At 73.1% G+C, this 21,495-nt stretch carries 24 protein-coding genes; 7 read left to right on the top strand and 17 right to left on the bottom strand.

Features of this window, described 5'->3' with window-relative positions:
* From ABME01_RS04180 to ABME01_RS04160, 5 genes are all read right to left on the bottom strand, one after another.
* The coding region (locus ABME01_RS04180; protein ID WP_353827097.1) for an alkyl/aryl-sulfatase at window positions 1-1,304 on the bottom strand (1,304 nt) is incomplete at its 3' end.
* A 45-nt stretch (window positions 1,305-1,349) separates the two neighbouring features.
* Window positions 1,350-2,021, bottom strand: a complete 672-nt coding sequence (locus ABME01_RS04175) for a GAP family protein (RefSeq protein ID WP_353827096.1) — start codon at window positions 2,019-2,021, stop codon at window positions 1,350-1,352.
* A gap of 23 nt (window positions 2,022-2,044) precedes the next feature.
* Entirely contained in the window at window positions 2,045-2,674 is a 630-nt protein-coding gene (locus ABME01_RS04170) for a hypothetical protein (RefSeq protein ID WP_353827095.1), read from the bottom strand.
* 10 nt (window positions 2,675-2,684) lie between these two features.
* Entirely contained in the window at window positions 2,685-3,044 is a 360-nt protein-coding gene (locus ABME01_RS04165) for an SHOCT domain-containing protein (protein WP_353827094.1), read from the bottom strand.
* Window positions 3,045-3,053: 9 nt separating this feature from the next.
* Complete coding sequence (locus tag ABME01_RS04160) at window positions 3,054-3,485, bottom strand: DUF6325 family protein (protein ID WP_353827093.1); 432 nt, start codon at window positions 3,483-3,485, stop codon at window positions 3,054-3,056.
* Window positions 3,486-3,665: 180 nt separating this feature from the next.
* Between ABME01_RS04160 and ABME01_RS04155 the strand changes: the two genes are divergently transcribed.
* On the top strand, window positions 3,666-4,064 hold the full coding sequence (locus tag ABME01_RS04155; RefSeq protein WP_353827092.1) for an SHOCT domain-containing protein: 399 nt from the start codon (window positions 3,666-3,668) through the stop codon (window positions 4,062-4,064).
* Between the two features lie 61 nt (window positions 4,065-4,125).
* Here ABME01_RS04155 and ABME01_RS04150 read toward each other — a convergent pair whose 3' ends face one another.
* The 8 genes from ABME01_RS04150 to ABME01_RS04115 form a co-directional block, all read right to left on the bottom strand.
* The gene (locus ABME01_RS04150; RefSeq protein ID WP_353827091.1) at window positions 4,126-5,253 is read right to left on the bottom strand and encodes a hypothetical protein; all 1,128 of its coding nucleotides are present in this window, start codon (window positions 5,251-5,253) and stop codon (window positions 4,126-4,128) included.
* A gap of 121 nt (window positions 5,254-5,374) precedes the next feature.
* A complete protein-coding gene (locus tag ABME01_RS04145) occupies window positions 5,375-6,193 on the bottom strand; it encodes a mechanosensitive ion channel family protein (protein ID WP_353827090.1) in 819 nt (272 codons plus the stop codon).
* Window positions 6,194-6,300: 107 nt separating this feature from the next.
* Window positions 6,301-6,708: a DUF7144 family membrane protein gene (locus ABME01_RS04140; RefSeq protein WP_353827089.1), complete on the bottom strand. Its 408-nt coding sequence runs from the start codon at window positions 6,706-6,708 to the stop codon at window positions 6,301-6,303.
* Between the two features lie 102 nt (window positions 6,709-6,810).
* Window positions 6,811-7,308 (bottom strand): DUF2017 family protein, encoded by a 498-nt coding sequence (locus ABME01_RS04135; protein WP_353827088.1) that lies wholly within the window; start codon window positions 7,306-7,308, stop codon window positions 6,811-6,813.
* Window positions 7,305-7,589 (bottom strand): ATP-dependent Clp protease adapter ClpS, encoded by a 285-nt coding sequence (gene clpS, locus ABME01_RS04130; protein ID WP_436407396.1) that lies wholly within the window; start codon window positions 7,587-7,589, stop codon window positions 7,305-7,307. Before clpS ends, ABME01_RS04135 begins: the two co-directional genes overlap by 4 nt.
* A gap of 78 nt (window positions 7,590-7,667) precedes the next feature.
* Window positions 7,668-10,340 carry an adenylate/guanylate cyclase domain-containing protein gene (locus ABME01_RS04125; RefSeq protein ID WP_353827087.1) on the bottom strand — a complete coding sequence of 891 codons (2,673 nt, stop codon included), beginning with the start codon at window positions 10,338-10,340 and terminating at the stop codon, window positions 7,668-7,670.
* A 76-nt stretch (window positions 10,341-10,416) separates the two neighbouring features.
* Window positions 10,417-11,550, bottom strand: a complete 1,134-nt coding sequence (locus ABME01_RS04120; protein WP_353827086.1) for a class I SAM-dependent methyltransferase — start codon at window positions 11,548-11,550, stop codon at window positions 10,417-10,419.
* 9 nt (window positions 11,551-11,559) lie between these two features.
* Window positions 11,560-12,867, bottom strand: a complete 1,308-nt coding sequence (locus tag ABME01_RS04115; protein WP_353827085.1) for an ion channel protein — start codon at window positions 12,865-12,867, stop codon at window positions 11,560-11,562.
* A gap of 384 nt (window positions 12,868-13,251) precedes the next feature.
* On the opposite strand from ABME01_RS04115, the gene ABME01_RS04110 reads away from it, so the two are divergent.
* On the top strand, window positions 13,252-13,881 hold the full coding sequence (locus ABME01_RS04110; RefSeq protein WP_353827084.1) for a hypothetical protein: 630 nt from the start codon (window positions 13,252-13,254) through the stop codon (window positions 13,879-13,881).
* Between the two features lie 10 nt (window positions 13,882-13,891).
* Here the strand turns inward: ABME01_RS04110 and ABME01_RS04105 are convergent, their stop codons facing one another.
* On the bottom strand, window positions 13,892-14,260 hold the full coding sequence (locus tag ABME01_RS04105) for an ArsR/SmtB family transcription factor (protein ID WP_353827083.1): 369 nt from the start codon (window positions 14,258-14,260) through the stop codon (window positions 13,892-13,894).
* 87 nt (window positions 14,261-14,347) lie between these two features.
* On the opposite strand from ABME01_RS04105, the gene ABME01_RS04100 reads away from it, so the two are divergent.
* From ABME01_RS04100 to ABME01_RS04080, 5 genes are all read left to right on the top strand, one after another.
* Complete coding sequence (locus tag ABME01_RS04100; RefSeq protein ID WP_353827082.1) at window positions 14,348-15,736, top strand: FAD-dependent oxidoreductase; 1,389 nt, start codon at window positions 14,348-14,350, stop codon at window positions 15,734-15,736.
* A 90-nt stretch (window positions 15,737-15,826) separates the two neighbouring features.
* The gene (locus ABME01_RS04095; protein ID WP_353827081.1) at window positions 15,827-16,726 is read left to right on the top strand and encodes an arsenate reductase/protein-tyrosine-phosphatase family protein; all 900 of its coding nucleotides are present in this window, start codon (window positions 15,827-15,829) and stop codon (window positions 16,724-16,726) included.
* A gap of 96 nt (window positions 16,727-16,822) precedes the next feature.
* Window positions 16,823-17,239 (top strand): arsenate reductase ArsC, encoded by a 417-nt coding sequence (locus ABME01_RS04090; RefSeq protein WP_353827080.1) that lies wholly within the window; start codon window positions 16,823-16,825, stop codon window positions 17,237-17,239.
* Window positions 17,240-17,319: 80 nt separating this feature from the next.
* Window positions 17,320-18,810 carry a cryptochrome/photolyase family protein gene (locus ABME01_RS04085; protein WP_353827079.1) on the top strand — a complete coding sequence of 497 codons (1,491 nt, stop codon included), beginning with the start codon at window positions 17,320-17,322 and terminating at the stop codon, window positions 18,808-18,810.
* A gap of 49 nt (window positions 18,811-18,859) precedes the next feature.
* Window positions 18,860-19,297 (top strand): GNAT family N-acetyltransferase, encoded by a 438-nt coding sequence (locus ABME01_RS04080; protein ID WP_353827078.1) that lies wholly within the window; start codon window positions 18,860-18,862, stop codon window positions 19,295-19,297.
* Between the two features lie 37 nt (window positions 19,298-19,334).
* Here the strand turns inward: ABME01_RS04080 and ABME01_RS04075 are convergent, their stop codons facing one another.
* The 3 genes from ABME01_RS04075 to ABME01_RS04065 all read right to left on the bottom strand — a co-directional run bounded on the left by ABME01_RS04075 (window position 19,335) and on the right by ABME01_RS04065 (window position 21,494).
* On the bottom strand, window positions 19,335-19,757 hold the full coding sequence (locus ABME01_RS04075) for a heat shock protein transcriptional repressor HspR (protein ID WP_353827077.1): 423 nt from the start codon (window positions 19,755-19,757) through the stop codon (window positions 19,335-19,337).
* Entirely contained in the window at window positions 19,757-20,755 is a 999-nt protein-coding gene (locus ABME01_RS04070; protein WP_353827076.1) for a DnaJ C-terminal domain-containing protein, read from the bottom strand. The genes ABME01_RS04075 and ABME01_RS04070 overlap by 1 nt, the downstream gene beginning before the upstream one ends.
* A 91-nt stretch (window positions 20,756-20,846) precedes the next feature.
* Window positions 20,847-21,494: a nucleotide exchange factor GrpE gene (locus ABME01_RS04065; RefSeq protein WP_353827075.1), complete on the bottom strand. Its 648-nt coding sequence runs from the start codon at window positions 21,492-21,494 to the stop codon at window positions 20,847-20,849.
* Window position 21,495: the final 1 nt, after the last annotated feature.

Genomic DNA, 21,495 nt, shown 5'->3' with positions numbered 1-21,495 from the left:
GCGAGCTCGACGACGCGGTCGACGCCACCGATCGCGGCGACGTACCGTTCGGCGAGCGGCTTCGGCGGGTGGGGCCAGAGTCGGGCCGGGTTGCCGTCGAACCAGCCCATGTACCGCTGGTAGATGGCCTTGACGTTGTGGCTGACCGAGCCGTAGTACCCGCGGGCGTGCCACGCGCGCTCCAGGGCGGGCGGCAGCTCGATCGCCTCCGCGATCTCGGCACCGGTCATGCCCCGGTTCAGCATCCGCAGCGTCTGGTCGTGCAGGTAGGCGTACAGGTCGCGCTGCAGTCCGAGGTACTCGCGGATCTCGTCGGCGCCCCAGGTTGGCCAGTGGTGCGACGCGAACACGACGTCGGCGCGGTCGCCGTACCGCTCGATGGCCTCGGTCAGGTACCCGGCCCAGACGTGCGGGTCGCGCACGAGCGCACCGCGCAGCGTGAGCAGGTTGTGCAGCGTGTGCGTCGCGTTCTCGGCCATGCACAGCGCCCGCCTGCCGGGGAACAGGAAGTGCATCTCGGCGGGCGCCTCGGTCCCCGGCGCCATCTGGAACTCGATCTCGACGCCGTCGACGACGTGCGTCTCGCCGGTGGAGCGGATCTCCAGCGTCGGGACGAGGATCCCGGCGCGACCGGTCGACGTCGATTGGCCGAGTCCGGCCCCGACGGCCCCGCGTGGCCCGCGTTCGAGCGCGGCGCCGTACATGTACCCGGCACGGCGGCCCATGGCCGTCCCCGCGTACACGTTCTCGGCGACCGCGTGGCCGACGATGCCGACCGGGGCGATCACCTGCACCCCGCCGGGGCGCACGTCCTCGGGGTCCACGACGCCGAGGACACCGCCGAAGTGATCGATGTGGCTGTGCGTGAAGATCACCGCGGTCACCGGACGGTCGCCGCGGTGCTCGCGGTACAGGGCGAGCGCCGCCGCCGCCGTCTCCTTCGAGATGAGCGGGTCGATCACGATCACGCCGGTCTCGCCCTCGACGAAGCTCACGTTGGAGAGGTCGAGGCCCCGCACCTGGTAGATGCCCTCGACCACCTCGTAGAGGCCGTGCTTCGCGACGAGACCGGACTGCCGCCACAGGCTCGGGTTCACCGTGTCCGGCGCGTCGCCGTCGATGAAGCCGAACTCGGCGAGGTCCCAGACGACCTTCCCGTCCGCGTCGCGGACGGCAGCGTCCTCGAGGGACCCGAGGAATCCGCGGTCGGCGGCCTCGAGGTCGCGGGCGTCGTCGAAGGGCAGGCGTTCCGCGAGCCGTCGCTGCTGCTCGCGGATCGCGTCGGTCGCGTCGGACTGCGGCATGTGGTCCCCCATTTCCATTTCCCGGCCCGGTGCGGGCGCGGGCGCCTAGAAGTTCCCGATCCCCTTGCCGATCAGCACCACGCCGATCACGAGCAGGAGCACGGCCATCACGGTCGCGTTGTTGTGCACGAGCCAGCCGCGAAGCCGTTCGAGCGGCTCGGCCATCCGTCGCGAGGCCGCGAGGTAGGCGATCACCGGCACGGCCACCGACGCCGAGGCGATGACCGTGAAGACGAGGAGCGCGACCGCGGCTCCGCCGACCTCGAGTCCGGCGGAGCCGATCGCGACGCCCGCGCCGGCGCCGAGCAGCAGGTTCTTCGGGTTCACGGCGGCGAGCAGGAATCCGAGCCCGAGCGCCCGCCCGACGGTCATCCCGTCGATGCCGGCCATCCACTTCGGCAGCGGCGGCTCCTCCCCCGGTCCGGGACGACTGCGCCACTGGCGGACCGCGAGGAGCAGCAGTCCCGCGCCGAGCACCAGCTGGATGACCGCGGAGACCGGCTTGGCGGCGTCGTCCTCGCCCTCGGGCAGCGCCGACGAGAGCAGCGTGAACACCGTTGCGGCGACCGCGATGCCGAGCACCCACCCGACGAGGAAGCCGACGCTCGTCGACCGGGCCTTCGGCGAGAGCAGCATGAGGATGGCGGCGATGATCGGGATCGGGCTGATCGCGATGCCCACCGCGAGCGGAAGGGTCTCCCCGATGACGGCGCCCACGCGAGTTCCTCCTCCCCCGCTGATCAGATCCGGATCGGGAAGGTCGCCATGATGACGACCCCGACGATCGTGATCACGAACGCCATCCCGAGGAGCACGCGCGCGACCCACGACGCGATCTCGCGCTGCGACATCGCGGTGAGGAACAGCACGAGCGCGAAGAGCACGGTGAGCAGCGAGTAGTTGTCACCGCGCTGGTTGTTCTCGAGCGCCTCCGCGAACTTGGCATCCGCCCTCGCCGTGAGTTCCTCGGCCTCGGCCGTGCCCTCCGGAACGTACTCGTCGCGGGTGAAGGGGCCGAGCTCGGCCTGTCCGTCGGCGACCCACGCTTCGTAGGCGACCCGGAACGCGGGCGTGAAGCGATCCCGGATGTAGTCGGCGAGCTCGTCGTTGCCCCCGCCGACCGCCTCCACGTAGGCGGCGTAGATCGTGAGGTCGAAGGTGCGCGCGGAGCGCGCGGCGCCCTCGGCGTCCGCCGCCTGGATCCGCGCGCTCGAGGCCTGGCTGAAGGCGATGGACATCTCGCCGCCCCACTTCGAAGCCTGGAACCCGCACCACGCGGTGAGCACCGCGACGACGGACAGCAGGAAGACGCCGATGATCTCCGTGACGCGCTTCCCCCGGTCGGGTGGAGGCGCCTCCTTCTCCGTCATCCCTGCGCCGTCAGCCGAGCAGCTTCGCCTTCGCGGCGGCGAACTCCGCGTCCGAGAGGATGCCCTGCTCCTTCAGCGTCGCGAGCTTCTGGAGTTCGGCCACCACGTCGACGCCGCCGGCCGGTGCGGCGGGCGGCGGGGGTGCGGGCTGCTGCGCCGCCGCCTGCTGCGCGGCGGCCTGCTGGGCCTGGTACTGCTGGGCCTCCCACTGCTGCTGGGCCGCCGCCTGCTGCTCGGCCTGCTTGTCCGCGTAGCGCGCGTTCTGGCGCCGCGCGACGCCGCCGCTCACGGCCGTGGCGGTTCCCGCGACGACCGCGGTGCGCGCGGCCATCCCGATCAGCCCCGGGCGTCCCATCCTCCGGATCGGCATCGTTGCCCCCTACTCCTCGTCGCTCGCCTCGGCGAGCACCTCGTTGACCACGGTCGCCGGGATGCGCTCGACCTGGAGCACCTCGCCGCCCGAGGCGGCGAACGCGGATGCGATCTGCTTCGCCCACAGCAGCTCGATCGCCATGATGGCGCCCGACGTGCCGGGCGGGACCATCTCGGCGAGCTCGTCGATGTCCTCGTCGCCGACGATGCCGGACGCCTCGAGCTCGACGACCGTGAAGCCCAGCTCGTCGCGGAACTCCTCGTACTCGCGGACCGTGATCTCGCCGTCCTCGTCCCGCGAGACGATCAACAGGTCGAGGAGCCTGATCTGGTCGCTCGCCATCAGGTCGCCGAGCGCGGCGGCCGTCGCCCGATCGAGGCGGTCCCCCTCGAAGCTCACGACGTAGACGTCGACCGGGCCGTAGTCGAATGCAGTCATCGAATCCCCCTGTCCTGAACCCTAAGCGCCCCCCGGGCGCGGCACCAGACCCGATTCCAGCGGGCGGCGCGACGCGCGGGCGAGCCGAAGGTCCCCCCGCTGCGGCGAGCCGCGGCACTATGGTGACGCTGAGGGGGCACGATCCGGCGTCCCCGCATCCGATCGGAAAGGCTCTCCCCCGTGGACTTCGCGAGCAACTTCTGGAACTTCGTCTGGATCTTCTTCTGGAGCTTCGCCTTCATCGCCTACCTGTTCGCGCTGTTCGCGATCATCGGCGACCTGTTCCGCGACCACCAGCTGAACGGCTGGTGGAAGGCGGTCTGGATCATCTTCCTGATCTTCCTGCCCTTCATCACGGCGCTCGTCTACCTCATCGCTCGCGGCAACGGGATGGCGCAGCGCTCCGCCGCCGCGGCCGCCAACGCCCAGGCCGCGACCGACGCCTACATCCGGCAGACCGCGGCCGGGGCGAGCCCGTCCGACGAGATCGCCAAGGCCAAGGCCCTGCACGACGCCGGCACCATCACCGACCAGGAGTACGAGGCGCTGAAGGCCAAGGCGCTCGCGCACGGCTCCTGAGCCGCACGCCTCGACGGCCGGCCACCCCCGCGGTGGCCGGCCGTCGCCGTGTCGGGAGCGCTCAGGCGGTGACCGCGACCACGCGCCGGGCCGCGACCGAGCCGGTGTTCCGGAGGAACAGGATGATCCAGCTGAAGATGAGCAGGCCCGCGACCAGCTCGACGGCGGTGAGGTTGTAGTAGCCGGTCACGAAGAAGACCACGAGCAGCACGATGACGCCCACGTACACCCAGCCGAGGATGACGAACACGCGCGGCATCGACGGCAGGAAGCGCGGCAGGCCGATCACGAGCACGGCGTACACGACCGCCATCCCGCTGGCCACGGTGTTGTGGAGCGCGAAGAAGTCGTCGACCGGGAAGATGCCCACGCACGCGAGCAGGATCCCGATGAGCACGAGCCCGTATCGCACGAAGTTCCGGCCCCGGCGGTCGCGCTCGGTCGTCGCGGGCAGCCCCGCGGTGGCGTACCTCGCGACGATCGTGACGATCATGCCGGCGATGACGAGCGTCAAATTGAACGCGAGCGCGGAGAGGTCGTCGGTGATGCCGAGCGCGGAGAGGTTCATCGTCCACCACATCGGATCGCTGGAGCTGCGCATCGCGGTGATCACGCCCACCACGAGGAACACGGCCAGCACGATCGAGAGCAGCATCGGCGTCATCCGCACCGCCGAGAGGAAGCAGATGTACGCGGTCAGCGCGAGCGCGACCCCGAACAGCAGCGACCCGGGGAGCGGGTAGACCGGCGCGCCGACGAAGCTCTCCTCGAGGATGTCGGCGAGCCCGACCCAGCCGAGCAGCGCGATCACGCCGTGGGCGACGCCGAGCGCGACGACGTCGAACCAGTGCAGCCGGGGCGCCTCGACGCCGCGCGGGCCGGTCGCGCTGCGGGTCGCCGCGGCCTCCTCGACCGCGGGGTCGGCGGGCGGACTGCCGAAGCGGCGGCGCAGGAGCACGCGCCCCGACACGAAGGCGAGCAGTGCGGCGATCGCCGCGCCGATCGCGATCGCCTCGCCGAGCGAGTCCGGCCCCGAGATCGCGAGGTCGCGACCCTGAGCCAGGATGAGGCCGATCGGCATCGCGATCACGAAGACGATGCTCCCGACGATCAGCGCCGTGGACTCGGTCGACTCGACCGTCCGGGTCGGCTCCCGCAGGACGCTCGTGATGGACGACGGCTGGGACATCGCTCCTCCGCTCGATGGGCTCGACGCGCCCTCCATGGGCGCCGGGCACCGGCCCACGCGCCAAGCCTGCCAGTCGCGGTGCACGCGGGTCGAGCACCCCGCCGACGGGCGGGTCACGCGGTCAGCGACGATCGGTGCGCACGACCGTGTCCGGGAGGACCGACGTGACGAGCAGTCCGCCGTCGCCGCGGATCCCGGCCACCTCGCGCACCACCGCCGAGCACGCGGCGCGGCTCGCGCCGGGGTCGTGCCAGACGAGCAGGCGCGCGGTGAGCCGGCCCTCGCCGACCGTCACCGCGAACGCCGACGGCGCCCGCTCGGGCGGGGCCGTCCGCACCCCCTCGGCGCGGCCGGCGGCGGCTGCGAGCTCGTCGAGCGCGCGGGTCGGGTCGTCCTCGGCCAGCGGCATCCGCACCTCGAGCTCGCTGCGCGAGGCGCCGAACGCGCTGACGTTGGCGAAGGGCGAGTTCAGGAACTCCGAGTTGGGGATGTGGACCGCGCGCCCGTCGTAGGTCCGCACGATCACCGCGCGGCTGGTGAGCGCCTCGACCGTGCCCTCGGTGTCATGCGAGGCGACGTGGTCGCCCGGCATCACCGGGTGCCGGGTCTGGATGACGATGCCCGCGGAGAAGTTGTCGGCGATGCCGCGCAGCACGAGCACCACGATCGCCCCGACGATGAGCACGAGGGCGATGAGCGGCTGGAGCGGCGCGCCGAGGAAGGCGAGGGCGACGCCGATGCCGAGGAGGATCACGAACGCGCCGGACGCCCCGACGATCGCGTCGCCCATGCCGGGCGGGATGCCGGTCAGCCGACCGAGCAGGGCTCGCACCGCCCGGCGCGCGAAGCGCGACGCGATCCACGCGGCGATCACCGAGAGCAGCGCGAACACGACGTCCCAGGGGTCGATGCCGCCGGTCCAGTCGATCAGGTCGGCCATGCCGCCACCCTAGTGAGGCGCGCGCGGTGCGCCCGCGGCGCGCGCGGCGCGGGGCGGATGTCGCGTCCGCCCCGCGTCGGGCCGATCAGCAGGCGGGTCGGGCCCGGTCAGCGGGCGCGCTCGAGCTCCCGCCCGTGCACCGTCAGCGCGTAGATCACGAGCACGTCGACGGCGATGACGATCGCCGACCACCAGGGCTGGAGCGGCAGCACCATGAGGTTCGCGAGCGCGCTGAACGCCGCGAGGATGATCGCCACCACGCGCGCCCATGACGCCCCGCCGAGCAGCGCGATGCCGACGAGCACGAGGAAGACGCCGAGGAACAGGTGCAGCCAGCCCCAGCCCGCGGCATCGAGGATCAGCAGCTGGCCGCTCGACGGCTTGATGAAGTACGTGTTGTCCGGGAGCAGGATCGCGATGAGCCCGTAGAGCACGCCGATCGCGCCCGAGATGATGATCATCACCCCGGCGAACCAGCCCCAGCCGACCCATCCGGTGACGTTCGTGTCGGACATCGCACCTTCCCTCCGGTCGCGGTCCGGCTCCGCCGCGGTGCGGGGACCGCCGTAGGCGCATCGTCCACCACGGGGCGCGGCGCGCCCGGGACCTTGGGCCTGCTACCGGCCGAGCGGGTCGAGCACCTCGAGCATCGACCCCTGGACGATCCCCGCCCACTCGTAGGCCGCGCGGAGGTAGTCGTCCCGCTCGTCGTCGGCGGGCTCCGCCTCCTCGGGGTCGGTGACCCCGACGCGCTCGGCGAGGATGAGCCGGAGGTCGGTGAGGAAGGTCAGCCAGCCCCACGCCTGCGCCTGGTCGAGCTCGATCTCGACCACGCCGGCCTCCCGGTCGGTGGCCGTGGCATCGCGCACGGACTGGGCGGCCTGCCGCTTCCCGTCGACGAGGCTGTCGCGCGTGTAGCGCGTGAAGTCCCGGGCGGCGGCCTGGTCCTCGGGGTAGGCCGAGGGGAAGAGCCGGCCGAGCGCCGGATCGTCGTCGCCGCCGAGGAGCAGGACGGAGTCGACCTGGTCGGCCAGCTCGGAGAGCAGCATCGCCTCCTCCGTCTCGAGCACGATGCGCACGCCGTCGGCGCCGCCCTCGCGTCCGGCGACGATCACGGCTCGGCCTTCGAGACGGTGGCCTGGAGCCCGTAGCCGTGCATGGCCTGCACGTGCCGCTCCATGGCCTCGCGGTTGCCGGATGCCACGACGGCCCGGCCCTCGTGGTGCACCTGCAGCATGAGGCGCTCGGCCTCCTCGCGCGGATAGCCGAAGTAGCTGCGGAAGACGTACGTGACGTAGGTCATGAGGTTGACCGGGTCGTCCCAGACGACCGTCTGCCACGGCAGGTCGGGCCGCACGGCCTCGTCGGCGACGAGGTCGGCGTCGAGCTGCTCGATGGTGGACGTCACCCTCCCAGCCTGACACGCTCGTCGCGCGCTCGCACGTCCCCGTTCGGCGCGATCGGGCGACCCGGTTCAGGACGTCGGCGCAGCGGCGCCGGCCCTCCCGAGCGTGTACGCCACGGCCTCCTCGAGGTCCATCGCCAGGCCCTCCCGGTAGGCGGCGGCGAGGTCCTCCCGGCCCGGTTCGAGCTCGTCGAACGTGAGTCCTCGGATCCGCGTGATCTCGTGGTCGACGATGTTCGTGCCCGAGGCGTTCCGGAGGCCGCGCGACGCGCCGGCCAGCCGCGCCTCGCGCTCGGCGTCGCCGGCCGCGTTCGCGAGGCCCGCGGCGAGGGCGATGAACAGGACGACGGCCGAGACGTCCCGGTGCCGCGAGAAGAGCTCGAGGCCGTCGACGAGGTACGTCCACGACGTGTCGAAGTCGTCGGCCCTCGCCGAGAAGATCGCGTACTCGAACATGCCCCAGCCCATCCCGAACTCGTTGCCCGCGCGTCGGTAGTGGTCGATGCAGGCATGGAACGCGGCCATGGCCGCCGGCACGTCGTCGTCGAGGTCGGCGATCGCGATGCCGCGACCCCAGATGATGTTGCCGAGGCCGTTGTCGTCGCCCAGGCGCCGGTAGATCTCCTCGCCCTCGGCGAACAGGTCGTACACCTCCGCGCGCATCTCCGCCGTGACCTCCATCGAGTGCGCGGCCACGGCCTCGGCGAGCGCGGTGTTGTAGATCGCATTGGCGACGTCGGCGGGCGAGCCCACCTCGCGCTGGATCGCGAGCGCCTCGCGGTACGGCGTGACGCAGCGCTCGATCTCCCCCTGCCACCAGTACACGCCGCCGAGCGCCTCGAGCGCCTGCGCACGGTGGACCGGTTCGCCGCCGCGGAGGGAGACTGCGGTCTCCAGCCGGCTCCGTCCCTCGTGCAGGTGCCCCCGGCTCTGCCAGAACCGCCAGGATGCCGCGGCGAGCCGGAGCGCGAGGTCGGTCTCGCCGTGCACGGCCGCCCAGTCGAGCGCGGTGCGCACGTTGTCGTGATCGGTGTCGAAGCGGTCGAGCCAGTCCTTGCGGTCCTCCCCCAGGAAGTGCGGGACGATCTCCTCGGCCCAGGCGACGTAGGCCTCGAGGTGACGGCGATGCACGTCGTCGCTCGCGCCCGTCGCCTCGAGCTTCATGAGCGCCACCTCGCGGATCACGTGGAGGGTGCGGAACCTCGCCCGGCCCCCCGTCGCGGCCACCTGCCGCAGCAGGCCCTGGTCGACGAGCTCGGCGATCCCGGCGAGGAGGTCGACCTCCACGCCCTCGCAGACGGCCTCGACCTGCTCCAGGTCGGCGCCCCCGGCGAACACGCCGAGCCGGGCGAAGAGATCCTGCACGGGTGGGTCGAGCAGGTCGTGGCTCCAGGCGATCGCGCCCTCGATGGTCCGCTGCCGCTCGGGCAGGTCGACGGCTCCGGTGCCGGGGCTCGCCGGATCGAGTCTCGCGAGGATCTCCGGGACCGGCAGCAGGCGCACGCGGGAGGCGACGAGCTCGATCGCGAGGGGCAGGCCGTCGAGCCCGCGCACGAGTTCGGAGACCGCCTGCGCGTTCTCCGCGGTGACCGCGAAGTCCGGGCGGACGGCGACCGCACGGTCGACGAAGAGGGCGACGGCGTCGGAGTGTGCCAGCGCGTCCGGATCGGGGGTCTCGGGGAGCACCATGGGCTCGAGCGGGAGCTCGTGCTCGGCCGCGATGCGCAGCGGCCCGCGGGACGTGACCAGGAAGCGCGACCGCGGCGACGCGGCGACGAGGTCGGCCACGACGGGCGCGGCGTCGATCACCTGCTCGAAGTTGTCGAGGATCAGCAGCACCTCGCGTTCCGCGAGCCGCTCCATGAGGGCGTCGCGCGGCGGGCGGCTTCCCGCAGAACTCTCGTCGCCGAGCGAACGCAGGATCTGCGACGGCACGACATCCGGGTCGTGCACGGGCGCGAGGTCGACGAAGAAGGCCCCGTCCCGGAAGCGCGCGCCGATCTCGGCCCCGACCTGGAGCGCGAGCCGGGTCTTGCCGGTGCCGCCGGTGCCGGTGACCGTGACCACGTGCGAACCCTCCAGGAGATCCCGGACGCGCGCGCACTCGGCCAGCCGCCCGACGAAGCTCGTCACCGGGACGGGCAGGCGGTCCGGCGTCGCATCCGCGGTGCGCAGGTCGGGGAACTCGGTGTCGAGCCCGTCGATGTCGAGCTGGAGGATGGCCTCGGCCTGCGACAGGTCGCGGAGCCGGTGGCGGCCGAGGTCGCGCAGGGCGACGCCGTCGGGGAGCTCGCGCTCGGCGAGCACCGCGGTCGGCCCGGAGAGCACCACCTGTCCGCCGTGGGCGGCATCGGCGATGCGCGAGGCGCGGTGGATGTCGATGCCCACGTAGTCGTCGCCGCCGAGCAGGCCGAGCCCGGTGTGCATCCCGATGCGCACGCGCGGCGCGAGCCCCTCGGGCCAGGTCGCGCCGGCGATGGCCCGCTGGATGGCGGTGGCCGCGGTGACGGCGTCGACCGCCGAGGCGAACACCGCGAAGAACCCGTCGCCCTCGGTCTTCACGACCGTGCCGCGGGCGGCCGTGATCGCCTCGCGGAGCAGGCCGTCGTGCTCCGCGAGCAGGGCGGGCCACCGGTCGCCGGCAGCCTCGACCAGTCGGGTCGAGCCCTCGATGTCCGTGAACAGGAACGTGACGGTTCCCGTCGGCAGACGACGACGGCTCGGTGAAGCCGTGGTGGTCACCCTCAGAGCCTGTCACGTTCACGCCCGCGGCGCAGGCCCCATTTCGCGGCAAGTCCCCTGCGCGCCTCGGGCGGGATCAGCGTCGCGTCGACGCGGTGACCGTGAACTTCGGGTTCCGCGCGACCTGGCGGGTGGGCCCGACGCTGCGTTCGAGCAGCGGTCGATAGCGCAGATGGGAGTTCCAGACGCACCACAGCTCGCCGCCGGTCCGCAGCACGCGGGCGGACTCGGCGAACAGGTGCCCGGCGATGCCGGTGTGCACGGCCGCGTCCGAGTGGAAGGGCGGATTCAGCACGACGAGCCGCTCGCTCGCGTCCGCGAGGTGCTCGAGCCCGTCGGCGCGGACGACGCGGACGCGGTCGGCGACGCCGTTGGCCTCGGCGGTCAGCCGGGCGGATCCCACGGCCGCGGCGCTCCGGTCGGAAGCCTCGACCATGAGCCCGGGTCGCTCCCGCGCCAGCCAGGAGGCCACGACCCCCGAGCCGCAGGCGAGGTCGACCGCCCGCTCGGCGTCCGGCACGGCGTCGCCGAGCACGTCGAGCAGGAAGCGCGTGCCGATGTCGACGGTGGTGCCGGCGAACACGCCGCCGTGGGCGACGACCGTGAGGTCGAGGGCGGCGTCGCGTCGCCTGCGCGGCCATTCCGCCGCCGCGGGGTCGCGCGCGGCGCGCGGCGCGGTCGCCACGAGCGCGCGGGACTTCCGACGCGCGTGGGTCACGTCGACACGTCCGAACCAGGCCGCGAGCACGTCGTTCATGGCGAGCGACATGTGCTTGATGCGCCCGCCCGCGACCACGCGAACGTCGGGCGCCGCAGCGCGCGCGATGAGGCCGGCGACCTCGTCGAGGCGATCGAGGGAGCGAGGCAGGCGCAGGAGCACGAGACGTGCACCGGCGAGCAGCGCGGCGTCGAGCGGGAGGCTCACCGGACGATCGGAGACCGGGACGCCGAGCCGGTCGGCGTTGCCGACGAGTGCCCGTTCGCCGGTGAGCGGGTCCTGGTGCACGCGCACGCCGCGGGCCCCGCCCTCGACGGCGCCGAGCGCGAGCGCGCCGTACGCGTCGTCGACCACGACGACCGCGCCGGGCGCGTCCGCGAGCTCGGCGAGGGCCGGCGCCGATTCGTCGAGGATGAGCCGGTCCGCGGCATCCGATGCGGCGAGCCCGGGCGCCTCGAGGTCGGGGTGCCGGCGGAGCGCGTCGAAGTCCACCCCGGAACCCTACTCGCGGCGGGCGGGACCGGGGCCGTCGGCCGCATCGGCCTCCGGTGTCCGGCGCGTCGGGATGATGCGGAACTCCGGCGCGCGGCTGACGAGCAGCCACGTCGGCAGCACGATCGCGGTGAGCCACGGCAGCAGCGAGATGTCCCCGGAGACTGCGACGGCGAGGAAGAGCGCGAGCCATCCGTCACGGGTCACCACCAGCAGGATGCCGAGCAGCGCGCACGACACGGCGAGCGCGAGGGGCACGTCGGGGACGAGCGCATGGGCGAGCATGCCGAACGCGACGCCGATGAAGGCGGACGGGAAGACGCGGCCGCCGCGGAAGGCGGCGCTCGCCGAGACGAGCAGTGCGGCGAGCTTGATCCCGACGATGACGGCGAGCTGCCCGGCGTCGTAGTCGTCGGGGTTCTCGAGCAGCTCACCCATCTGCTCGAGGCCCTTGAAGAGCGTGATCGGACCGCCGAGCATGCCGAGCAGCCCGAGGACGACGCCACCGGCGGTGGCGATGAGGATCGGCTGCCGCAGGGCGTGGAAGGCGCGGTGCACCAGGGGGAACAGGAAGGTCGCGCCCAGGCCGACCAGCGTGGCGGCGACCGCGATGAGCGCGCCCCACAGCAGGTCGATCGGCTCGAGCGCCTCGAGCGGGATCTGGAACTGCAGGGGCGGCGCGCCGAGCAGGTGCATGGTGACCGCGGCGACGGAGGCCGACACGAGCGGGGTGAACAGCTTGTCCCAGAGCGCACCGCCGCCGCGGACCGCGGCGAGCACGCCGGTGAACAGCAGCGCGGCGGCGACCGGCGTGCCGAACAGTGCTCCGATCGTGCCGGCGCCGGCCATGAGCATCGCCAGCTTCGGGCCGATCCGCGGGAGGAAGCGCCCGAGGACGGCGACCGCGAGGGCGACGTTGATCGCGATGATCGGGTTCTCGGGCCCGAGGCTGACGCCGCCGGCGAGGCTGATCGCCGTGACGACGGCGAGCCCCGGGAGCACCCCGAGGCGCAGCGGTTCGCTCACGAGCTCCGTCGTCGCCGTGTCCGGTCCGCCGTGCCCGGGGAGCACCTGGAGGCCGATTCCCACGGCGAGACCCGTGACCGTGAGGACGGCGAGGATCCACCACCCGGTCGGGTCGACCCCGAGCATTCCGGGCAGCGTCGTCCACGCGAAGTCGCCGACGAGCTCGGCGACCAGGTTGAGGCCGTGGAGGATGAGCGCCGAGAGGATGCCCACGATCGCGGCCGGGATGGCGAGCAGGGCCAGTTGCCCCGGCGTCGGCGCCGGCAGTTCGCCCTCGTGCGGATCCGTCATCGCCGCCCCCACGCGTCGCCCCACTGCGCGCCGCCCGGACCGGCGTCCCGGCGGCTCCCCGCCCACACTAGGGGCACGCTCCGCGACGCGCACCTGCTCCACGCCGCGCAGGCGCGCAAGGGGATGCGTCGGCGGCGCCGCCTTGCTACTCTCGGCCCCCGAATGCGAGGGATGGCGGGTTCACCGGGGGAGCGTCGCGCGGCGATCGGATCGACTGCGCGGCGTCGTTCGTCGGCGCCCGCGTCCGGCCGGCGGGCCGATCGCGCTCCGGCGGGCACCCACGGCGCGCACGCCGCGCACGCCGCGCCCGGACGATCGCGCCGATCCCCGACCGAGGGGGTCCGGGTCGCCCGGCCGGGGGCACGCGGCATCCGGCACCGGCTCGTGGCCGCGCTCGGCGCGACGGCCGCGATCGCGGGACTGCTCGCGACGATCGCCCTGGCGCCGCTGCCGCGCCCGACCGAGCTGCCGCCCGTCGCGATGGCGGCCACGCTGTCGCCGCTGCGCGGCGCCGTGCAGGGCATGGTCGTCGACGGCGAGGTCGCGGCGGCGAGCGTGTCGCGCGAGTCGTACGCCTCGACGACCGGGGCGCAGACCCTCGTCGAGTCGGGTACGAACTACGACTGGGCCCGCCTGGTGCTGGTCTTCGGCGGGTGGCCGCTGACCGAGGAGAACGAGCGCCTCATGGTCGAGTGGATGCGCGAGGAGAACGGACCGGACAACTGGTGGAACCGCAACAACCCGCTGAACAACGGGTACGGTTCGGGCGGCGGCAGCGGTCTCGGCAGCTACGACACCCTGGTGACCGCGGCCGAGTACGCGGCGTCCAACCTCAAGAAGCGCTCGTTCTACGCCGCCATCGTGGCGGGCCTCGAGGACGGCCGCTCGGCCGCCGTCACGGCCCGGGCCATCTGGGCGTCGCCCTGGGCCTCGAGCCACTACGGGAACGGCTCGTGGTGGTCGACGGCACCGGTCCCGGTGGTCGCGGCGCCGGCCTCGGCGTGGGGGCGGTAGGTCGGGGCGTTCAGCGCGACGCGTCGACGGGGACGTCGGCGAGGAGCGCGGCGAGGTCGTCGAGCGAGCCCGGCACGAGGGCGTAGTACGCCCAGGTGCCGCGCTTGCTGCGGGTGAGCAGGCCCGCGTTGACGAGGATCTTCAGGTGGTGCGAGACGGTCGGCTGGCTGAGTCCGACCGGCTCGTTGAGGTCGCAGACGCACGCGCCCTGCCCGTCGGCGGCGGCCACGATCGAGAGCAGGCGCAGCCGCGTCGGGTCGGCGAGGGCCTTGAAGCGGCTCGCGAGCTCGTCGGCGCGATCGACGTCCATCGCCTCGGCGACGAGCGGGCTGCAGCACACCGCGCCGGTCGTGGGTGCGAGGTCGAGCGTCGTGGTCATGCCTCCATCCTAGCCATATATTGACAAACTTCGATATAGGGGCGAAGCTGTGCATCGAAGATCATCGATATATCGGAGACGCCCACCATGACCCTCGTCCAGCCCACCCCTTCGGCCGACCTGGAGCGCACGCTGCCGCCCCTTCCCGTCGCGATCATCGGCGCGGGGCCGGTCGGCCTCGCCGCTGCGGCGCACCTGCTCGAGCGCGGCATCGACGTCACCGTGCTCGAGGCCGGCGACGACGTCGCGTCGAGCGTGCGCGACTGGGGACACATCCGGCTGTTCTCGCCATGGCGCCTGCTCGTCGACCCGGCTGCGCGACGACTGCTCGAGGGCGGCGGATGGACGCACCCCGACGAGGACCGGCTGCCGACCGGCGCCGAACTCGTCGAGCGCTACGTCGCGCCGCTCGCCGCGATCGAACCGCTCGCCTCGCGCATCCGGACCGGGGCCGAGGTGATCGCCGTCACGCGCCAGGGCAAGGACCGCACGCGCACCGCCGCGCGCAGCGCGACCCCGTTCCTACTCCGCGTCCGCACCGCCGACGGGCTCGAGGACCTGCCCGCCCGCGCCGTCATCGACGCCTCCGGGACCTGGCGGACCCCCAACCGCCTCGGCTCGAGCGGACTCGACCCGCTGGGGTTCGACGAGGTCGCGGCCGACGTGACCCACGCGCTGCCCGACGTGCGCGGCCGCGACCGGGATCGCTTCGCGGGGCGGCGAGTGCTCGTCGTCGGCGCCGGGCATTCCGCGGCCAACACGCTGCTGCACCTCGCCGCGCTCGCCCGGGAGGAGCCGGACACCCGGATCACGTGGGCGATCCGCAATGCGACGGCGGTCCGGGTGACGACGTCGGAGGACGACGGCCTCACCGCTCGGGCGACGATCGGACGCCGCGTCGACGACCTCGTCGCCGCTGGCCGGATCCAGGTCCTCGACCGCTTCGAGATCGTCCGGCTCGGCCGCGCGGGGAACGGCGCCGTCCGCGTCGTCGGGGCTCGGGCGGGCGACGTCGTGGAGCACGAGGCCGACGTCCTCGTCAACGCGACGGGCTTCCGGCCGGAGCTCGAGATGCTCCGGGAGATCCGGCTCGAGCTCGACGACGTGGTCGAGGCTCCGCGGCGGCTCGCGCCGCTGATCGATCCCAACGTGCACACCTGCGGCACGGTCGAGGCCCACGGCTTCGCCGAGCTCCGCCAGCCGGAGGACGGGTTCTTCATCGCGGGCATGAAGAGCTACGGCCGGGCGCCGACGTTCCTGCTCGCGACGGGGTACGAGCAGGTGCGATCGATCGCGGCCTGGCTGGCCGGCGACGTCGCCGCGGCGACGGACGTGCGACTGGAGCTTCCGGCGACCGGCGTGTGCTCGACCGGACTCGCCGCCGACGAGGCGGAGGCCGCGGATGCGGGATGCGGCGGCACGGCACTCGCTCCGGCCGCGACCGGCATCGCGACCGCCGCCGGGTGCTGCGGATGACGAGCCGCTGACCCATGACGGCCCGGCCGACCGAGCCGGCCGATCCGCCGTGCGATGAGGGCGCGACGGTCGTCGCATAGACTCGCGTCTATGGACACGGGCGGAGCGGATGCCGCGACGGGCGGCCTCTCGCTCATCGCCGAGCCGACGCGAGCGCGCATGCTCGCCCTCATCCTCGCGAGCCCCGATCGCCGTGCGACGGTGACCGCGCTCGCCGAGGAGCTCGGCCTGCGACAGCCGACCGTGTCGCACCACGCGAAGCTGCTGCTCGACGACGGCGTGCTCGAGCGGATCCCCGAGGGCCGTCGGGCCTGGTACTCGGTGACGCCGGGTGCCCTCGAGCGGGTGCGCGGCCTGCTCGGAGCGCAGGTCCCCGCGACCGCTCCGGACGAGGACCTGATCGAGCGCATCGTCGACGACCTCGCGGGGCGATTCGCCGGCACGTTCGGTCGCGAGACGGTCGAACGCTACGTCCGCGAGAGCCTCGAGCTCGTCGCCGCCCACGCGGGGACATCGGCGCGCGTCGCCTCGCGGGCGGCCGGCTTCGCGGCGGAGCGCCTGGCCGCCCTCGCCGCCCAGCGCTCCGGGGGCGACGGCACGCCACCGGAGGTGCTGTTCGTGTGCGTCCAGAACGCCGGTCGCTCGCAGATGGCGTCCGCGATCCTCCGACAGCTCGCCGGCGAGCGCGTTCGAGTGCGGACGGCGGGATCCGAACCGGCCTCGGAGGTGAACCCCGCGATCGTCGCGGCGCTCGATGAGATCGGGGTGCCGGTGGGCGGAGAGTTCCCGAAGCCGCTGACCGACGAGGTCGTGCGGGCCGCCGACGTGGTGGTCACGATGGGCTGCGGCGACGCCTGCCCGGTGCACCCGGGGCGACGGTACCTCGACTGGGACCTCGACGACCCCGTCGGCCGCCCCATCGAACAGGTGCGGGCGATCCGGGACGACATCGACCGGCGCGTGCGCGAGCTGCTCCCGACGCTCGCCTGACGGGCGGGACCGCCCATCCGTTCGACATCGCATAGACCGCGATCTATGCTTGGATGAGAGCGCCCCGACGGGCACGCCACCGGAAACGAGGTCACCATGTCCGACACGCCCACCGTCCTGTTCGTCTGCGTCCACAACGCGGGACGCTCGCAGATGGCCGCCGGCTGGCTCCGCGAACTCGGCGGCGACCGGGTCGAGGTCCTGTCGGCCGGCTCGGCCCCGAAGGACGAGATCAACCCCGTGGCCGTGCAGGCCATGGCCGAGGAGGGCGTCGACATCGCGGGCAACACGCCCAAGGTGCTCACGACCGAGGCCGTGCGCGAGTCCGACGTGGTGATCACGATGGGCTGCGGCGACGCCTGCCCGATCTTCCCCGGCAAGCGCTACGAGGACTGGGAGCTCGACGACCCGGCGGGCCAGGGCATCGAGGCCGTCCGCCCCATCCGCGACGAGATCCGGCGCCGCGTCGAGGAGCTGCTCGGCGAGCTCATTCCCGAGGACGCGACCGCCTGACCGGTCGGCGGGGGCCGGACCGGGGGCTGCACGCAGCCCTCGGGTAGCCTGCTCGCACACGCGCGGGCGGGAGGGATCACGTGCGGGTTCGCTGGATCTTCGCCGAGCAACTCGGCTCGCAGTTCGACGACGGCGGGCCGATGCTGCTGGTCGAGGCGCGCGCCGCGTTCGGGCGGCGGCCGATGCACCGGCAGAAGGCGCACCTGATCCTCTCCGCCCTTCGCCATCGGGCGGCGGCGCTCGGCGATCGCGGCGAGTTCCACCGGGTCGAGCGGTTCGGCGACGTGGTCGACGGACGCGACGACCTCGAGGTCATCGCACCCGTCTCGTGGGCCGCTCGCGCGGCCGTCGGTCGACGCGGCATCCCGATGCTGCCCAGCCGCGGGTTCGTCACCTCGGAGGAGGACTTCGCGGCGTGGATGGCCGAGCGCGGCGACCGACGGCCGCGGATGGAGGACTTCTACCGCCGGGTCCGCGAGCGCACCGGCATCCTGATGCGCGGCGACGAGCCCGAAGGCGGCCGGTTCAACCACGACCGGGAGAACCGGCAGCCACCGCCGAAAGGGGCGGTCACCCTCGGCCTGCCGGACCCGTGGTGGCCCGAGGAGGACGACATCGACCGCGAGGTGCGTCGCGACCTGGACCGCTGGCAGGACGAGGGGGTCGTGCAGCTGATCGGCGAGGACGGTCCGCGTCGGTTCGCCGTGACGGAGGCGGAGGCCGAGCGCGCGGTCGCCGACTTCATCGAGACCCGGCTCGGCGACTTCGGCCCCTACGAGGACGCGGTGCTCGCGCACGACTGGCCGATGGCGCACTCGCTGCTCAGCGTGCCGCTGAACCTCGGCCTGCTCGACCCGCTCGGGCTCGCCGAGCGCGTGGCCGCCGAATACGACGCCGGCGACGCGCCGCTGGCGAGCGTCGAGGGGTTCGTCCGACAGGTCGTCGGCTGGCGCGACTGGATGTGGCACCTGTACTGGCACCTCGGACCCGACTACACGGCCTCGCACAACCGGCTCGAGGCGACCCGGCCGGTTCCCCGGCCGTTCGCGACGCTCGACACGACGGGCGTCGACGCCGCCTGCGTGCGACACACGCTCGACGACGTGCGCGAGCGGGGCTGGGCGCACCACATCCAGCGGCTCATGGTGCTCGGGAACTGGGCCCTGCAGCGCGCGGTCGACCCGGCCGAGCTGACCGAGTGGTTCGCCGGGGCGTTCGTCGACGGCACGCCGTGGGTCATGCCCGCCAACGTCGTCGGGATGTCGCAGCACGCCGACGGCGGCCTCGTGGCCACGAAGCCGTACGCCGCGGGCGGGGCGTACCTGAACCGGATGACCGACTACTGCGGCGGCTGCCCGTTCGATCCACGCGTGCGGGTCGGACCGGAGTCGTGCCCGGTCACCGCCGGGTACTGGGCCTTCCTCGACCGGGCCGAACCGCACCTCCGCGGCAACCATCGGATGGCGCAGCCGCTCGCCGGACTCCGGCGGCTCTCCGACCGCGACGCGGTCGCCGCGCAGGAGCGGGCGCGCGACGCCGACAGCGAGGGGTTCGGGCCGGCGCCGTCCTAGCGCGTCGCGCGCGTCCGAGGCGCCCGATCGGACCGGGCAGACTACGTGGATGACGATCTCAGTCCGAGCAGCGACCACGACCGATGCGACCTGGCTCTTCCAGCTCCACGAGGATGCCCACCGGGACCTCGTGGAAGCGGCCTACGGCCCGTGGATCGACGCGCAGCAGCGGGAGTTCTTCCGACCGCTCATCGAGGACCACGAGGTGTTCGTCGTCGAGGCGGAGGGTGCCGCCGTCGGGGCGGTCTACCTCGGTCGACGCGATGCGGACACCTGGCTCGAGCTGATCGAGGTCACGCCCGCTCGTCAGGGCGAGGGGATCGGGGCGGCCGCGTTGCGGTGGGTGGTCGATCGGGCCGCAGGGGACCGGGGCGCCACGCTGCTGCAGGTCCACCGGGTCAATGACGGCGCGAAGCGCCTCTACGAGCGCGAGGGCTTCGCGGAAGTGGGCACGACGGAGACGCATCATCTCCTGCGACACCCGTAGGCGCCCCGCGGGCCACGGATGACCCGCTCGACGGGCGTCAGTCCCGGTCGAGCGGCCGCCAGACCACGATCGCGTTCTCACGCCGCACGCGCGTGCCCGCCTTGAGCGAGACGACCTCGCCCGCCGCGCCCGCGGCGAACACCCGACGACCGGGCCGGTTCAGCATCTCGTCGGCGAGCGCGCGCTCGAGCTCGCGGACGCGCTGGCGCAGTTCGTCGACCTCGTTCTCGAGGCCGAGCACGCGGCGGATGCCCTCCAGGCTCACGCCCTCGCTCGAGAGCTGCTGGATCTCGCGGAGCTGCGCGACGTCGCGCATCGAGTACCGGCGCGACTTGCCGGCGGTGCGCTTCGGGGACACGAGTCCCAGGCGGTCGTACTGGCGGAGCGTCTGCGGATGCATGCCCGCGAGCTCGGCGGCCACCGAGATCACGAACAGCGGGCTCTCGCCGTCGACCTGCATCAGCTGCTCCGGGCCTTCGCCAGGAGGTCGTCTCGGGGGTTCTCGTCGGGAAGCTCGGCCGCGAACTCGCGCAGCCGCTCCTCCGCGTCCTTCGAGAGGTGCGCGGGCACCGCGACCTGCACGACCGCGAGCAGGTCGCCCGTACCCTTCTTCGTCTCGACGCCGCGCCCCTTCACCCGCAGCACGCGGCCGCTCGGGGTGCCGGGTGCGACGCGCAGCTTCACAGGGTCGCCGCCGAGCGTGGGCACCTGGATGGTCGCGCCGAGCGCGGCCTCCGCGAAGGTCACGGGCACGTTCACGCGCAGGTTCAGCCCGTCGCGCTCGAACACGGGATGCTTGCGGACCTTGACGGTCAGCACAATGTCGCCGGCCTCGCCGCCGTCGGGCGACGGGTGGCCCTTTCCGCGCAGGCGGATCTTCTGGCCGTCGGCGACGCCGGCCGGCACGTTGACCGTGATCTCGCGGCCCTCGGCGGTCTGCAGGGTGATCCGGTCGCCCTTGGTCGCCGTGATGAAGTCGAGCGTGGTCGACGCCGTGACGTCACGGCCCTTCGTCGGCCCGCCGAAGCCGCGGTAGCCGCCGGTCGGCTGGCCGAATCGACCGCCGCCGAAGAGCCCGCCGAGCAGGTCGTCGTAGTCGCCGCCCTGGCCCCCCTGCCGGTAGGTGTAGCGGGGGCCGCCGCCCTGCTGGCCGAACATGCCGCCGAAGACGTCCTCGAAGCCGCCGGCACCCGCGCCGCCGGGAGCGGTGAAGCGCGCCCCGGAGCCCATGGCCCGGACGGCGTCGTACTCCTTGCGCTCCTCCGGGTCGGAGAGCACGGAGTTCGCCTCGCTGATCTCCTTGAACTTCGCCTCGGCCGCGGCATCCCCGGGGTTCTGGTCGGGGTGGTATTTGCGGGCGAGCTTTCGGTACGCCTTCTTGATGTCGGCGTCGCTGGCGTCCTTCGAGACGCCGAGGATCGCGTAGAAGTCCTTGTCGAACCAATCCTGGCTGGCCATCGGCGCCTCCTCCCTGCTGAATGTACTGGTTGGTGGGCGGCCGGCCCGCGGCATCCCCGTGGGGCGGATGTCGCGAGCCGGCCGGATCCGGCTAGGCCGGGGTCTTGACGACGACCTTCGCGGCGCGCAGCAGCGTGCCGCCGAGCAGGTAGCCCGTCTCGACGACGTCGGCCACGGTGTCGACCTCGACGTCGTCGGAGTGCTGCTGGAAGATCGCCTCGTGGCGCTGCGGGTCGAACGGCTCGCCGACCTCGCCGAACTTGGCGAGGCCGAGCTTCTCGACCGAGGCCCGGAGCTTCGCCGCGATCGTCGCGAACGGGCTGTCGCCCTCGAGGTCTCCGTGCTTCTCGGCACGGTCGAGGTCGTCGAGGACCGGCAGCAGCACGGCCGCGGCGGCGCCGATCGCGCGCTCGCGCTCGATCTCGCGATTCGCCTCGGTGCGCTTGCGGTAGTTGGCGTACTCCGCCGTGACGCGCTTGAGGTCGGCGAGGTGCTCGGCCGACGGGTCCTCGACCTCGGCCTGCGCCGCGTTCAGGATGTCGTCGACGGTCAGCTCGTCGTCCTCGAGGCCGGCGTCCTCCGCCGTCTCGGATGCCGCGGCATCCGTCGCCTCGGCCTCGGGGGCGGACTCGTCGTCCGCCCCGTCGGCCTGCGGCTTGCGAACCTCACCCGTCTCGGGGTCGATCCGCCGCTTGTCCCGGATGATCGGCTCGTCGTGGTTCTGGTTCTCGTCCGTCATG

The sequence above is a fragment of the Agromyces litoreus genome, from assembly GCF_040496015.1.
GTDB classification, from domain to species: domain Bacteria; phylum Actinomycetota; class Actinomycetes; order Actinomycetales; family Microbacteriaceae; genus Agromyces; species Agromyces litoreus.
The sequence above is the reverse complement of the archived record's forward strand: the minus strand, read 5'-3'. Positions and strand labels throughout refer to the sequence as shown.